6 protein-coding genes are annotated in these 16046 nt (G+C 42.6%); 2 read left to right on the plus strand and 4 right to left on the minus strand.

Features of this window, described 5'->3' with window-relative positions; translation table 11 throughout:
• Positions 1–535 precede the first annotated feature (535 nt).
• Both J4N22_RS11360 and J4N22_RS11365 read right to left on the minus strand, forming a co-directional pair.
• On the minus strand, positions 536–5419 hold the full coding sequence (locus J4N22_RS11360; RefSeq protein WP_207494385.1) for an FG-GAP-like repeat-containing protein: 4884 nt from the start codon (positions 5417–5419) through the stop codon (positions 536–538).
• Positions 5420–5438: 19 nt separating this feature from the next.
• Positions 5439–5861 carry a hypothetical protein gene (locus tag J4N22_RS11365; RefSeq protein WP_207494387.1) on the minus strand — a complete coding sequence of 141 codons (423 nt, stop codon included), beginning with the start codon at positions 5859–5861 and terminating at the stop codon, positions 5439–5441.
• Between the two features lie 1081 nt (positions 5862–6942).
• Here J4N22_RS11365 and dnaE point away from each other — a divergent pair.
• On the plus strand, positions 6943–10578 hold the full coding sequence (dnaE, locus tag J4N22_RS11370) for a DNA polymerase III subunit alpha (RefSeq protein WP_207494389.1): 3636 nt from the start codon (positions 6943–6945) through the stop codon (positions 10576–10578).
• A 271-nt stretch (positions 10579–10849) separates the two neighbouring features.
• Positions 10850–13504, plus strand: coding sequence for an NACHT domain-containing protein (locus J4N22_RS11375; RefSeq protein WP_207494390.1), 2655 nt, complete (start codon positions 10850–10852; stop codon positions 13502–13504).
• A 580-nt stretch (positions 13505–14084) separates the two neighbouring features.
• On the opposite strand, the gene J4N22_RS11380 is transcribed toward J4N22_RS11375, so the two are convergent.
• Together J4N22_RS11380 and J4N22_RS11385 are read right to left on the minus strand one after the other, a co-directional pair.
• Entirely contained in the window at positions 14085–14963 is an 879-nt protein-coding gene (locus J4N22_RS11380; RefSeq protein ID WP_207494392.1) for a restriction endonuclease, read from the minus strand.
• A 642-nt stretch (positions 14964–15605) separates the two neighbouring features.
• The gene (locus J4N22_RS11385; RefSeq protein WP_207494393.1) at positions 15606–15947 is read right to left on the minus strand and encodes a hypothetical protein; all 342 of its coding nucleotides are present in this window, start codon (positions 15945–15947) and stop codon (positions 15606–15608) included.
• Positions 15948–16046 lie beyond the last annotated feature (99 nt).

Genomic DNA, 16046 nt, shown 5'->3' on the forward strand with positions numbered 1-16046 from the left:
TGTACTGGTGCTGGATTTGCCGCGAAGGCGCTAAGGCGGAAAGGAACGCAAAATTTTGAACTACGAAGGCACGAAGGACACGAAGGGGCACTAAGGGAGGAACCACTGACGACAGCGACGGCACAACGAGGCACAACGTTGGGGAACGCGGATGACGCGGATTGGAAGGATTAAAGTGGAGTTTGAACCCTGCCTACCGGCAGGCAGGCACAGAGAAACGGCGGGACGGAGTAACACAACGCGGTGACCCGCAGGTGTTGTTGTTCCGTTAATGATAAAAAACAAACTCAAAGCTCCGGGAAATACCCATACATAAATCCACATGACTAGGAGCGTTCAGTATCGCCATGAATAAAAACAGGTCAAATGAGCTACAAACTCTCCAGCAGATACTGTCGTGTACAGTTAGATCGATTGCAAGGCTAGAAATGTGCTTTGATTTCTTTGCTGCACAAACCTTCATCCTGTTTTATAGAACATAAAAAAACAAAGGCTGCACAAGCAGCCTTTGTTTGTAGTTGAACAATTATGGTTGTTATTGAATAACAACTTTGACTGTTTCAACTCCTTCTTCCGTTACCACTTTTACAAGGTATACACCTTTTGAATGGTTACGCAAATTGAACCTAACATTTGTACCGGCGTTCTCAACCAAAATTTTTCTCCTCTCGATAACACTTCCACTACCGTTCAAGATCAATATTTCAGCATTCAAAGCTTTAGTTTTTCCTATCCTAACAATGAACTCACCGTTTGATGGATTTGGAAGTGCTTGAACCTGCATTTGACTTAAACCTTCTGCTAGTTGCTGATTGACAGTACTATTTGCTGATTTTGTAAATGAAGGCTGATAATTAGAACAAGCACCTAACTGACCCCCCTGAGCAAGTAGTGCGGGTACTGCATTCGGGCTAACACATACTTCCTGTGCTTTTGGGTTTGTTTGAGTTGGGCTCTTGCATACCAACACTTTGCCTGTTTGACAACGGGCATCAACAACTGTTATAGCAACATTTGTGGTGTTGGTACAGCCATATTGATTCGTTGCAGTTAATGTGATAGTGTTTGGACTTGTACCTACAGCTGTCGCATCTGGGCTGTATACTGTTGAAGATCCGGTACTTGCACTTAAGAAGCTTGAAGGACTCCAGGAATAGGTGCTGGAAGCAGGAACAGAAGCGTCAGAAGCAGCCAGGTTCAAGCTTTGTGCGCCATAACCCAGGAAGATGGTTTTATCTGTTCCAGGTCCGGTGTAAGTATTATCTGTTCTTGAAACAGTAATAGATGGGCTTGGAATAACACCTACAACCGTAACAGTAGCAGTCGCACTGCTTGTGTTACCATTTTGGTCAATAACAGTAAGAGTTACAGTATGATTACCAATCTGTGTACAATTAAAGCTCGTTTTATCCAAACTCATGCTTTGAATTCCACAGGCATCATGTGAACCATTATCAACTTGTGCCGGTGTGATGGTAACATTTCCATTAGCCAGGTTCACCGTGATATTTTTCGAAAGAACTGTTGGCTTCACTTTGTCTTCTACTGTAACTACAGCTGTTGCACTACCAGGATTACCATTTACGTCTGTTACAGTCAGTGTTACAGTATTAGCACCTACATTGGAGCAGTCAAAGCTGGTTTTGCTTAGGCTCATAGATTGAATACCGCAAGCATCTGAAGAACCATTATCAACCTGAGAAGGCGTGATGGTAGCTTGACCTGATGCATCCAGTTGTACGGTGATTGCTTGGGTCACAACAGTTGGTGCTACGTTGTCCTCTACCGTCACTACGGCTGTTGCACTTGCAGGATTTCCATTCGCGTCTGTAACAGTCAGTGTTACAGTATTTGCACCAACATTGGAACAGTCAAAGCTTGTTTTGCTTAGGCTCATTGATTGAATACCACATGCATCTGAAGAACCGTCATCAACCTGAGAAGGCGTGATGATAGCCTGACCGGTTGCATCGAGTTGTACTGTAATGTTTTGGGTCACTACTGTTGGCGGCTCGTTATCAGTTACTGTCACATTGAAACTACAGGTGGACTTATTGCCAGCAGCATCGGTTGCTTCGAAGGTATTGGTTGTAGTACCAATAGGAAATAAGGAACCGGATGGTAAACCTTGGACTTGTTTCAAATCAATAATATTAGTACTCCAACTTATATTGACTTCACCATTACCAATATGCCCAATTGAGTTCTCTTGATCTACTCCATCATTATAAGAGCCACCGCCTCCGCCAGGAGACCAAAGAGGCTGATTATTATCGAAGTAACGGTATTGACCACCACCACCACCACTATAACCTCCTCCACCGCCACCAGCGTGTGTGCTGCTGCCACCACCTCCGCAACCAAAGCCTCCAATGTTCTTATGATCATTCCATGGACATCCACCAAGCTCCCCACCAGCACCTCCATTCGCCCATGATTTTCCACCACCATACATAGCTAACACACCAGGTTGTAAGCCGCCATCCCAGCTTCCATTTCCGCCATATCCATCTCCAACCAGTCCACCACCACCTCCAGCAAAGCCACAATCGCCCGCATAGTATCCTTTTTGACCACCAGCACCATTGGTTCCTGCAGTACCAGAAGAACCTACGCCGTCATTATTTGTTGAAGCATCGATTCCGTTGAAGTTAACAGAAGCCCCCCCGCCTCCACCTGCAATAATTAGTGGTGTGGAATTAAGCAAAACTCCAGTTCCTCCGCCTCCACCAGCGCCTATATTTCTTATTGAACTTGTAGGCTGACCACCAACAACAATGGTTAAAATTTGACCAGGATTAACATTAAACTTCCCTTTCATAATAGCACCCTTACCGCCAATATTATTTCCACTTGTAAATGTTTTTGAATTACCACCTTGCGATCCTTTTGCAGTGATAGTAACTGATGTAACACCAGGAGGAACTGTCCAAGTTGTTGCAGCACCAATATAACTGAATGTTTCTACTTCAGATCCACTACCAGAACAATTATCGATTACTGTCGGTAAAGAATAATTTACAATTTTACCACACATACTGGGATCACTATTTACTGAAATAGGTTGAGGACAGGTAATTACAGGTGGGGTATTATCAATAACAGTAACGGTTGTTGTACATGTACTAACTCCACCTCTGTTATCCGCCACGGTTAAAGTGACATTGGTTGTACCGATTGCATAAGGTCCTGCAGGAGAAATTGAGAAGGACAATGGATCACCATCAGGATCACTTGAACCATCATCAAAAGCATTGGCAATTGCAGTTCCCTGACAATTATCATCAGCAGAAATGGAAAGTGGCTTACATACTGCTATTGGTGCAATATTGCAATTATTCAAAATAGTTATATCACTACCATTGTTTGTGCCAACAATACTTGGTTGATTGCTTACAACCCGTATCCTATAGGAGTTACCAGCTGGTGTGTTAGGCGGAATAATAGCATTAATTGAACCTGAGGTGGTCGAAATAACTGATCCAATATTTATTGGACTTGCAAAGCTGCCACCTGCATCACTTAACTGTGCTGTGAAGGTATTTTCTTCACAAGCTCCAAAAGTACCAGAAGCAATAAATGGAACTGATAATGAAGCCCCATCACAGTAAGAAGTAGGTGTAATAGATGAAGTAGCTATAGATGCAGGAGAAATTGTCTGACAATTGATACTTAGACTGCTTGTTGATATAGTTCCTGTTACAGCAGGATCAGAACCAACCACTCTAACTTTATAACCAGTTCCTGTAGCAATACAAGATGGTATTGTTCCAACTATACTACCTGATACAGATGATGTCACAGAACCAATATTAACCGGCACAGCAAAACTACCATTGGCATCACTAAGTTGGGCAGTATAAACATTACCAGGATTTGCCCCCGCACACTGAGCAAAATAATCTATTGTGATTGTACTATTACAAACCAATCCTGTTGTTGGAGAAACTGAACTTGTTACAGGTATTAATCCTAGTACATTATTTCTAAATACACTTAACTTTCTGTTTTGACACCAGTCGCCTGCAAGCACATCGTTATTTCCATCACCATCTATATCGGCAGTTCCTAACGCATACTGGCAGCCAGTTCCGGTAAGCTGTACAGGTGTCGCTCCAAAGGTGATTGCTCCGCCGCTGGTAGTTGTTGTATTAAGTGCTACAGCCACCTGAGGAGTTCCGGTATTGCAAGCCATGATATCAGGTCTTCCATCACCATTTACATCGCTTATAGCCACTCGTTGAGATCCTAAGTTTGCTGTATTAATAGTTGAATAAATGAATGATATATTTCCACCAGAACTGGTATTTCTGAAAATTCCAACGTTCCCTGCAGAAAAAGCTACATCATTTTTTCCATCAGAATTTAAATCACCTACAGCTATTCTATAACCTCCACCACCAGATGTAAATGAAGCTCCGGCAAAGCTTATAGTTCCAATCGTGGATGTATTTCTGCTAGCATATAGCCCATTATTTCCACCAGATAATAAATCGACTTTATGGTCACCATCTACATCTGATAATGCTATTGAATACCCTGGAGAGTTGAAATCTTGCTTAGCTGCAAATGAAATTGTGCCAGGAACAGATGTATTTCTGTAAACTGCAGCATCATTGCTACCAAAGTGTCCAACCGCAAGGTCAGGTTTACCATCCCCATCAATATCGTTGGAAGCAACCTGGTAGCAATTAGAGTTAGTACTGTAAACAACCGGTGATGCAAAGGCAAAATTTCCGGGTCCAGAAGATATATTCCTGTAGATTCTAAGTGAGCTACCACCATCGACACTAATAAGATCTAATTTGCCATCTAAATCTATATCTGCAATTGCCATATTTCGAGCCTGTGCTGCACCTACTCCTCCACCTATTACAATATTTGATGACAAATCAATAAGACCTGGTACGCTTTGATTCCTTGCGATTACAATTGGAGCGACTGTGGTGAAAGCTGTTGGATAAACAACATCTGTTTTTCCATCTAAATCGAAATCTCCAAAAAGAATTGCGTAGGGACCATAAGTAGGGTCAGGCGAAGTATAATCTATACGAGCATCCACAGTAGAAGCACTGAAGGTACCGGGGCAAACACTAATTGGGCTGAAAAATTCAGTTGAATAACTTGTTAGATTACAAACAGCATTAGTCACTGTGAGATAATTAAAAGTTGCACCCAACGGTACTTTTACTGTCAATTGTGTTGTAGTTGCGGTTGTGGCCGTAGCTTTAGCTGCTCCAAAATAAATTATATTGTTTACAGCTGTTGTATTAAAATTACTACCGTTGATAGTTATAATTGTACCTGTTGCCGCAGACAAAGGAGAAAAATTATCTATGACTGGTGCACCGCATTGTGCGTAAGAACAGATTGACACACACAAAGAGAGTGCAGCTGTAATTAAGTATTTATAGTACATACAGTTAGTTTTAGTTTTTTTAATTCTTTGTTTCTAATGAAATAACTTCTATTGTGGTTTTATCAAAATCCCAAATAGGCGTCGGTAGTTTAATAAATAAGTTTTCATCAGTTGAGTTGCAGGCACCTACTATTGTTTGGTTTGGATTAATGGAGACTGTTTTAGCCTCAGTAACTCTATATCCAGAATATTTCACGGTTACCTTGACTTTGATGTTTTGTTGAAAGGGTACTTCATTATAAAATTTTAATAATACTATTTTCTCATTACCACATTGTACAAATGAGTAGTAAACTTCACATTCAGTCCCAGCTTCTATCAGGCCAGTCCAACTTTTGATGATTGCAATATCTTTATTTGATGTTTGTGCAGATAAATGGGATGAAAAAGAAAAAAATATCAGAAGTGATATCAATGAGAAGAAATTTTGCAAGGTTGACATAATCTATAATTTGAATGATTGGGAAATTGGTGATGGTAACAATTACAATCTATCATCATCCCGAGGAAAAATACCAGAAGAAAAAGTACACGACATTGCAGTGCAAAGGGGAGTTTGCATTTCTCATATGACAGTGTTTTGATGGTGTAGAAAGGGTGTACTTTTCTAAGCTAGCAGAGGAGGAAAATCAGAGGAAGGATTTTAAAATCTTTATTGGGAGGAAGAACAAAATAGTTAATGTTTTCACAATATCAAATAGTAGCAAAAAAATTTTTTTCTATAAGATGTAATACTCTTTTACCCTGTTGTTTAAACTTACATCTTGTGATAAAGAGAATGTTCTACACGCTAGTTCTGTTACTATTGCGTCATCTGGAATATTATGAACTTTACATGATGCATTACTGCACCCCTTTTGATTGAAAACTAGAGGCCCGGAAGGAGTCAAAGAGGCACGAAGAAAGCTTCCTGATATCAGGCCTTAGTAGTTCCAGCATCAACTTTTTCTCTGGGTGCATAAGTAGATCTGCATCATGGAACCATTAAGGCACGAAGGACACCAAGAAACACGAAGATTGGAACCCTGCCTACCGGCAGGCAGGCACTGACGACACTTCCGGCACTACGAAGCACAACGTTTGTGGAACGCGGATGACGCGGATTGGAAGGATTAGAACGGATTCTCTTAAAGCACTAACGGCCACTTTCAACATTACGCAGTAGGACGTTATGAACGGTAAGAGCCGCTGTGCCGTTAGTGGTTCAAAAACAAGCTGCAGAAAGAACTACCTGTATAAGTGTGCGACCCCGCCTCCGCTAAAGCTTCGAACGGGGCAGGCGCAAGTAAAGTCTAATAGCGCGTAAATGCCTGTACCACAATCCCTCCTTCTTCTTCTCAACTTATGTGCATTTCTCTTTTTCGTTTTCGGTGGGAGAAGTTGCATTTTGCACGTTTTTGAACCACGAAGGCACGCAGGACACAAAGAGGCACAAAGAAGTCTTGGTGAAACTTAGAGCCTTGGTGTCTTTGTGGTTCATTTTGCATTCATCTTGACTTTTGACTTTTTACTTTTGACTTAATATGCAGTTTTCTCACTTACACGTTCATACCCAGTTCTCCCTGCTCGACGGAGCGGCTTCTATCAAAGGATTATATAAAAAAGCAATAGCCGACAATATGCCGGCGCTGGCAATTACCGATCACGGTAATATGTTTGGCGCGTTTGAATTTGTGGCCGAGGCGTATAAGAACGTGGACGAGAACGGCAAACCTAAGGTAAAGCCGGTGGTTGGCTGCGAGTTTTACGTGGTGGAAGATCGTCATAAGAAGACGTTTACCAAGGAGCAGAAAGATAACCGCTACCACCAGGTGTTCCTTGCCAAGAATAAACAGGGCTACGAGAACCTGCTAAAGCTGACTTCGCTGGGCTACCAGGAAGGGATGTACAGCAAGTACCCGCGTATCGATAAAGAACTGATCGAAAAATACCACGAAGGACTGATCGCAACTACCTGTTGCCTGGGTGCCTATGTGCCGCAACTGATCATGAACGACAGCGAAGATGCGGCGGAAAAAGAATTCAAGTGGTGGCTGGACATGTTTGGCGAGGACTACTATATCGAGATCCAGCGCCATGGCATGAAGGAACAAAACCAGGTAAACGAAGTGCTGCTTCGCTGGGCGGTGAAGTACAACGTACCGGTGATCGCCAGCAACGACAGTCACTATACCGACCAGGACGATTACAATGCACACGACATCCTGTTGTGTATCAACACCGGTGAAAAACAAAGCACACCCGGCTTTGACGATTTTGTGAACGATGAGCTGCAGGTGAAGAACCGACGCTTTAAGTTCCCTAACGACCAGTTCTACTTTAAGAAGACAGCCGAGATGACCGAGCTGTTCAAAGACATTCCGCAGGCCATCGACAACACCAATGCCATTGTAGATAAGATAGAACTGCTGAACCTGAAGAAGGACATCCTCCTCCCTAACTTCCCTATTCCAAAGGAATTCCAGAAGCACGACGATGGCAACCTGAACCAGTGGGAATATTTACACTACCTGACCTACGAAGGTGCCCGCAAACGCTATAGCGAGATCACCGAAGACATCCGTGAACGCCTCGACTTTGAGCTGTTCACCATCAAGACGATGGGATTTGCCGGTTACTTCCTCATCGTATCCGACTTCATCCGTGCCGGTCGTGAGCTGGGCGTGTTTGTTGGCCCCGGTCGTGGATCGGCTGCGGGATCTGCTGTGGCCTATTGTATCGGCATCACCAATATCGACCCCATTAAGTATAACCTCCTGTTTGAGCGTTTCCTGAACCCGGATCGTAAAAGCATGCCGGATATCGATACGGACTTCGACGATGAAGGCCGCCAGAAGGTGATCGACTATGTGGTAGACAAATACGGCAAGAACCAGGTGGCGCAGATCGTCACCTTTGGTACTATGGCCGCCAAGATGAGTATCAAGGACGTGGCTCGTGTGCTGGATCTTCCGCTGGCAGAAAGTAATATGCTGGCGAAGCTGGTACCCGATAAGCCGGGCACCAACCTCAACCGTATGTTGTTTGCGCCGCTCACCAAAAAGGACGGCGAAAAGAGCCTGGAAGAGAAAGAAGACCTTGCTCCCGAAGACCTGGAAAATGTAAAGCGCCTACGCGAAATATATAAAGGCTACGACCTGCAGGCACAGGTGCTAAAAGAAGCAGCCCGGCTGGAAGGTTCTGTCCGCAACACCGGTCTCCACGCTGCCGGTATCATCATTGCCCCCGACGACCTAAAGAACATCATCCCAGTGGCTACCTCCAAGGATTCCGATCTATTGGTAACCCAGTTCCAGGGTAGCATCATTGAGGACTCTGGTGTAATCAAGATGGACTTCCTGGGGTTGAAGACCCTTTCAATCATCAAGACTGCGCTGGAGCTCATCAAGCAAAACCATGGCGTAGACATAGAGATAGACGAGATACCGCTGGACGATGAGAAGACCTACCAGCTATACCAGAACGGCGAAACCAACGGTACGTTCCAGTTTGAGAGCCCGGGAATGCAGAAGCACCTCCGCGACCTGAAGCCCGACAAGTTTGCCGACCTGATCGCGATGAACGCCCTGTACCGTCCCGGCCCAATGGCTTACATCCCCGACTATGTAGAGCGCAAGCACGGCCGCCAGGAGATCACCTACGATCTTCCCGACATGGCCGAATACCTGGAAGAGACCTATGGTATCACGGTATACCAGGAGCAGGTGATGCTACTGAGCCAGAAATTGGCAGGCTTTAGTAAGGGTGACGCCGACGTACTGCGTAAGGCGATGGGTAAAAAGCAGATCGCCGTACTGAACAAGATGAAGACGCAGTTCATCGAAGGCGCTACCAAGAAAGGTCACCCTAAGGACAAACTCGAAAAGATCTGGACCGACTGGGAAGCCTTTGCGCAATACGCGTTCAACAAATCGCACTCTACCTGTTATGCCTTTGTGGCCTACCAGACCGCTTACCTGAAGGCCCACTACCCTAGCGAATACATGGCCGGCGTACTCAACCATGCCGGTGCCATTGAAAAGATCACCTTCTTTATGGAAGAGTGTAAGCGTATGGGACTGCCGGTGTTGGGTCCGGATATCAACGAGAGCCAGAAAGGCTTTGCTGTGAACATGAAAGGTGAGATCCGTTTTGGACTGATGGGACTGAAAGGTGTGGGTGAGAACGCCATTGAATGTATACTGGAAGAGCGCAGCAAGAACGGCCCTTACAAAAGCATCTTCGACCTGGTAAAACGCGTAAACCTGCGTGCCGTGAACAAGCGATCGCTGGAAGCCCTTGCCTATAGCGGCGCCTTCGACTGCTGGCCTGAGCACCACCGTGCACAGTATTTCGGTACGGCCAAAGACAGCACACAAACCGGTTTCGACATCGTGGTGCAGTTTGGACAGCGCTACCAGGCACAGTTGCAAACCACCAGCAACAGCCTGTTTGGCGACATGATACAGATGGACATTCCTACACCGCAACTGCCTAAAATCGCTCCATGGACGCTAACCGAAAAGCTGGATCATGAAAAGGAAGTGACGGGTATATATATGAGTGGTCACCCGCTTGATCATTTCAAGTTCGAACTAAAGCACTACGGCTTCACCCCTGTTGCCGAGTTCAACGAGGTAAAGGAAGCGCCGCACTTATCGCCCAAGCGCAACAAGACGTGGAAGCTGGCAGGACTGGTGGTAGATGCACAACACCGTGTTACCAAGACCGGCCGCAACTTCGGTATCCTTGCCTTTGAAGACTTTAGCGGCAAGACCGAGATCATGCTGTGGAGCGACGACTATGTACGATGCCAGAATTACCTGGAAAAAGGCCTCAACATACAGATACAGGGCGAATTCAAAAGCCGCTTCAACAGCGAGCAGTACGAGTTCAAGATCAGCTCCATTGCTCTGCTGGAAGGCGTGAAAGCCGCGCAGACCAAGCAGATCATTATAGATGTAAATGCCCGTGCGATCAGCAGGGAGTTTGTGGAATTCATTGACAGCAACGTAAAAGCCAACCCGGGCAAGACATCCATCAAGTTCAACATCAACGAGCCTGCTCAAAACATGAAGATAGGCCTGTACATGCTGGAGAAAGGCTTTACATTGAATGATGACATGGTGCAGTGGTTGGAAGAGAATAAAGATGTGGACGTGAGTGTGGTGACGACGTAGTGTTTGTCACACTGACCTTGTCGAAGTGGAGATTAATGATGAGTGATGAGTGATAAATGATGAAGGTAGCCCCTTACATTCATCATTTATCATTCATAGTTCATAGTTGATTTTGTTTCCGGCTGTAGTTGTGCTATTAAGCATCGTTGCGTCGCACACTTGTGCTACTTTTATCTAGCGCCGGAAGAAGTCGTACTATAATTGAATATCCAATCCCCCTTAGATCAACTAATTCACCGGAACGATTGAACTAAAATTAATTGCGAAAAAGATGAACGTAAGAATTTTTAAAGCATTCATCGCTTCACCAAGTGACACCGGTGAGGAAAGAGATGCATGCGAAAGAATATTTTCAGAAATCAATGCAGGACTAGGAAACATCTTCAACTTTAGAGTTGAGTCGCTCAGATGGGAAAATGATGTAAGACCATCTATTCAAAATAAGGATGGACAGACAATCATTTTTGATCAGATAGGAAGCCAGTTTGAGATTTTCATCGGTATTATGAATAAAAAGTTTGGCACTCCTACACCAAGGGCTGGGTCTGGAACAGAAGAAGAATTTAATGAAGCATTTAAACGTCATCAGGAAAAAAAGAACGTAGAAGTAATTTTTTACTTTAACGAGCAACCACCACAATTAATGAGCGACCTGAATATATCTGAATTGGTCAAAATAGAGGAATTCAAAAAGAAAATCCAACCTTTCGGTCTCTATGGCTCCTATAATGGACCCGTTAATTTCGAAGAAAAGCTAAGAAAACATCTAACCAAATTCTTCATTGATTCATACAAGAAAACAAATGAAAAGCCAGCTAATGCAGATGAACTTATCAATAAACAGGCCTTGTGCAAAATGTTCGATAAGAGATTCCAAGATGCATTGAAGAGTTTTGATGGACAGCCACAAGTCTGGATAGAACCAGTTATCAGTCGCACTAGCGATTTATCACGAAATCCTGATGAAAACTTTAGTCAAAGAGTCCTAATTGAAGAAATACTACTTTCTGAGAAATCATATATCATAAATGCACCTGCTCAGTTCGGATTGACAACACTAGCCCATTACTTAGTCAAGAAGGCATGGAACAATAATGAACTATGGATCTATATAGACAATTCATATTCAAAACCCCATACAATACATAATGCTGTAAAAAACGAAGTACAATCGTTGGGACAGAAAAATGCAGATGTAAAATGCATCGTTTTCGATTCCTTTTTAAGCAAAGACAAAGTTTCTTTCAAAAAATTGAAAAATCTTATTGATGCGAATCCTGACGTGAAAATCATTGTTTTGAATACAGTCGATGAATCTCTGTACATAAATGATGAAGAAAACGACCGTGTAACTGAACAAGAGATAGAGATTACAAAAGAGTTTGAAGCCCTCCATCTAATTGCACTACCTAGACATCAGATAAGGAACCTAGTGAAACAATACAATTTAGAGAAGAAGCTGGGAGAAGAAAACACTCTTTTAAATAAGGTCACTACAGAACTAGAGTCATTAAACCTTCATCGTACACCTTACAACATAATGACAATTTTGAAGGTTTGCGAGAAATATTTTGAGGATAGTCCTGTAAATCGGACTAAGATGATAGAAATGATCCTGTTTGTATTGTTTGACCTTGGGGAATTACCTAGGTACCAAACAAGACCGGATTTAAAAGACTGCGAGTATGTTCTGGGTAGATTTTGCGAATACTTACTCAGATCTGAAACATATCAATTCACAAAAACAGAATTTATCAATGAATTAAAATCATTTTGTAAAGAAAAGTTTATTGAACTAGATGTAGATATAGTTTTTGAGGTTTTAAACAACAATAACATCATTATTTTCTATGATGGTATTCACAGATTCAAATCATCTTTTTGGATCTATTACTTCGGAGCGAAAAGAATGCACAACAGCGAAGAATTCAGAACCTACATTTTTGAATCGAAAAAGTATTCAGCTTACCCTGAGATAATTGAATTTTATACAGGCATTGATAGAAATAGAGACGATGCATTGAACATTTTGTTAGCTGACATCTCAAATACAAAAGTGCTTGTGGAACAAAAGTTGGGCATAAAAGGATCAATAAATCCGTTGGCTAATGCAAAATGGAATCCATCCGAAAAGGAAATTGAGGGTATTCAGGAAGAAATAGGTGAAAATGTGCTCACATCGAACCTGCCAAACGTTGTTAAAGACCAATTTCTAGATAAATCTTATAATCAAATTCGTCCATACAACCAATCTATTCAAAAGATCTTTGAAGAATATTCATTACATAACTTAATGCAGCAAATCAAGGCATCCTCGACAGCATTACGTAACAGCGACTATTGTAGTCCCACTCTTAAAAAGACACTACTAGAAATCATCTATCAATCTTGGGAACAACTATCGAAAGTGTTATTTGCCCTTTCTCCTATAATGGCTACCAAGGGTAGAGCTGCTTTCGAGGGGGCGTCATTTGAATTAGAAGGCGACTTTGGAGAAACCTTTGAAGAAAGGTTAAACAGAATTATTCAGGTTCTGCCAGCAAACGTTGTTGGCTACTTTCAAAATGAACTTTACTCCCCGAAGATAGCTCCCTTACTGTTTGAGAACTTTTCTAATGAGAAGAACGATCTCCTGAAACATCAACAAGCCTTAATGCTGATTTTCAAAAGACCCAATGGCTGGAAACAAAAGATTGAAGAGTATATCATTTCCATCAATAAAAACTCATTCTATCTTTTCAGTATTGTAAATTCTCTTAGAACAAAGTATAGATTTGATTTTGCTGGTGAACAGGAGCTTAAGGACATCAAATATTTAGTCAAATTAGGCTTAGCGAAGCACGAATTTGGGGGGAAAAAGCCAAGTACATCCCAGATTTTGAAAATATCAGATAGCAGTTTACCGAAGCGTGAAATAGATTTATAGGCCCCATGTTGCTCCAGGTGTTCCCATGTTGTTCCAGGTGTTCTACCTCTGTTTGATAGCCCCCTGTTTTTCCAGGTGTTCCGGTGCCGGGTTGTGCAAGGTCTTCCGAAGGGTGACCTTGTACCTAAGGATAAACGCTGTTCTCCGAACAGCCGGCTCTGCAAGAGCCGACAAAACCAGTTATTACTTTGCTCCCCTCTTCTGTGTTGGGCGAGTTGTTTCCCTGCCTTTTCCCCTGTTGTTCCAGGTGTTCCGGTGCTGGGTTGTGCAAGGTATTCCCCCTTTTGTTCCAGGTGTTCCGGTGTTGGGTTGTGCAAGGTCTTCCTGTTGTTCCAGGTGTTCCGGTGGTGGGTTCTGCCCGTTGGCGCAAGTGTTCCGCTGTCGTTGGTTTCAGTCTTCCGAAGGGCGACTGAAATAAACCATGATGGCAGGACTGCGTCCCCTGTTGTTCCAGGTTTTCCGGTGCTGGGTTGAGCAAGGTCTTCCGAAGGGAGACCTTGTACTTAAGAATAGATGTGGTTCTCTGAGTAACCGGCTCTTAAGCTGAAATTAGTTCGCTCAAAAGAGAAAAAAGAAAGGCTTAGTTGTCGAGGCTTATTTTCCCAAAAGATAAGTTTAGACCATCAATTGTTATAAGTTCTACGTTTAAGAAGCTTGAGGTGAACGAAAGTTCGGCTGGATTAGGGACATAATTCCAATCTTTGTTGTTCAAAAAGTTTATTGGGTCCTTAATTTCTATAAAACTAGCTGTAAATTTCGAATCAACATAATCGCGCAAACCTCTGTAAACATCAGGAACTATAAATTTTGAATGGTATCGTTCTCGAACCTCATATAACAAATAGTACTCTCTAAACTCGAAATTCCGGTACATTTTTCGCAAATGTGTTAGATCAAGGCTGATTAAGTGTTTGCCAACTTTTGTCTCTATTTGCCCTTTTTCCCATTGTTCAATGAATGCCTGAACCTGATCCCTCGTCAACTCCATTTTAAACATTGGATTAGATGTATCTTTAGCTCTGACTTCGATCTGCAGCGTTAAGGTAACTGTAATGGTTCTTTTCAAGACTGGAATTTGCACTTCTGTCTGCCAATCTTTATAGGTCGCATCATGAGCAGAGCATAAACTAACACCGATATTTTTCGCATATGCTCTTGCATGGTTACTGAAGCCTCTATTACAAATCAGAACGCCCTTGGACGCACGTACATCTTTAATTACTGCTGCAAAGGTACCTACAACATTCACGTCGGCTTTTCTCCTATAATCCTTCGCCTGAATTATTATTAATAATTCATGACCAGCAATTTTTGTTTTAACTGTGATGTCTATCTCTCTTTCTGTCATAGTCTCATATCCCATGATCCTATCATTCTTTTTTACCTCAGCAATCGGCTCGAGTTCTTGATAAATCTTGTAAATCATCTCTTCATAATCAACCCACTTCTTGTTGCTCATATTAACATTCAAATTATTTCCCCTGTTTTTCCATGTGTTCACTTGTTGGCGCAAGTGTTCCGCTGTCGTTGGTTTCAGTCTTCCGTTGGCGCAGGTGTTCCGCTGTCGTTGGTTTCAGTCTTCCGAAGGGCGACTGAAATCCCCTGTTGTTCCAGGTGTTCCGGTGCCGGGGTTGTGCAAGGTCTTATGAAGGGAGACCTTGTACTTAAGGATAAAAGCCTGCCTGTCGGCAGACAAGCTGGTCGCTGAACAGCCTGCTTTGAAAAAGCAGATATAAGCTAAACAACGATCAACTGTATGTTGTTCCCCCTGTTGGTCCAGGTGTTCCGCTGCTGGATTGTGCAAGGTCTTCCGAAGGGTGACCTTGTACTTAAGGATAAAGCTGTTCTTTTAACAACCCGCTTTGCCAAGAACTGAGGAAAGCTAGCCAGAGGTCAACTATAGGTTATTTGCACAAAGACAAGTGAGAGAACATTTAACCTACGCACCTACTCATCATTGTTCCCTAAATGTCCTTCTCTTGGTCCAGCTAATAAACCTTCAGGTGTGAGAGCTAAAAAAAATTCTTTCCTCATCTACATTTTACTCACCTGTTTTGACAACTTCCATAAGAGACTGCCAAAGTTAAACTACATTAATGCATTAAGAGCTACGAACTATGTCAACGATGAATGTTTTAGTGTCAGAGTAAAATTCACCACTGAAGCTGAACTCGTGCTTTATATCTTTAATCAATAAAAGCTTGCCTGCTAAGTACGCGGTATTGTTCTTTACCTGCCTTAAATCCGCACCGGTTCTATGGTCAAACAATGGAAAATCGAGTAATTCACCTTTTTTCCAGTCCTTACGCATGTATTCATTTCCTATAACACAGTTTAAAGAGCCATCAGATGACAAGATTCTGATTGATCTTCTGTCCTCTTGCCTATCCAAAAGTTGAGTAACATCACATAAAAGTTCAAATATGTCATCGAAGTCTCTCACTGGCTCTAATTTTATTGATTAAATGTAAATAGATATTTTACCCCAAATTAATAAGTCTCTAATAATTTCCCCTTCAAATTTACCCACTTAAAGAACATC

The organism is Aridibaculum aurantiacum (assembly GCF_017355875.1).
GTDB classification, from domain to species: domain Bacteria; phylum Bacteroidota; class Bacteroidia; order Chitinophagales; family Chitinophagaceae; genus Segetibacter; species Segetibacter aurantiacus.

What these genes read in the sequence shown, in the direction of transcription:
- J4N22_RS11360 (WP_207494385.1), bottom strand. Translation starts at nt 5,419, where the DNA reads ATGTACTATAAATACTTAATTACAGCTGCACTCTCTTTGTGTGTGTCA.
- J4N22_RS11365 (WP_207494387.1), bottom strand. Translation starts at nt 5,861, where the DNA reads ATGTCAACCTTGCAAAATTTCTTCTCATTGATATCACTTCTGATATTT.
- dnaE (WP_207494389.1), top strand. Translation starts at nt 6,943, where the DNA reads ATGCAGTTTTCTCACTTACACGTTCATACCCAGTTCTCCCTGCTCGAC.
- J4N22_RS11375 (WP_207494390.1), top strand. Translation starts at nt 10,850, where the DNA reads ATGAACGTAAGAATTTTTAAAGCATTCATCGCTTCACCAAGTGACACC.
- J4N22_RS11380 (WP_207494392.1), bottom strand. Translation starts at nt 14,963, where the DNA reads ATGAGCAACAAGAAGTGGGTTGATTATGAAGAGATGATTTACAAGATT.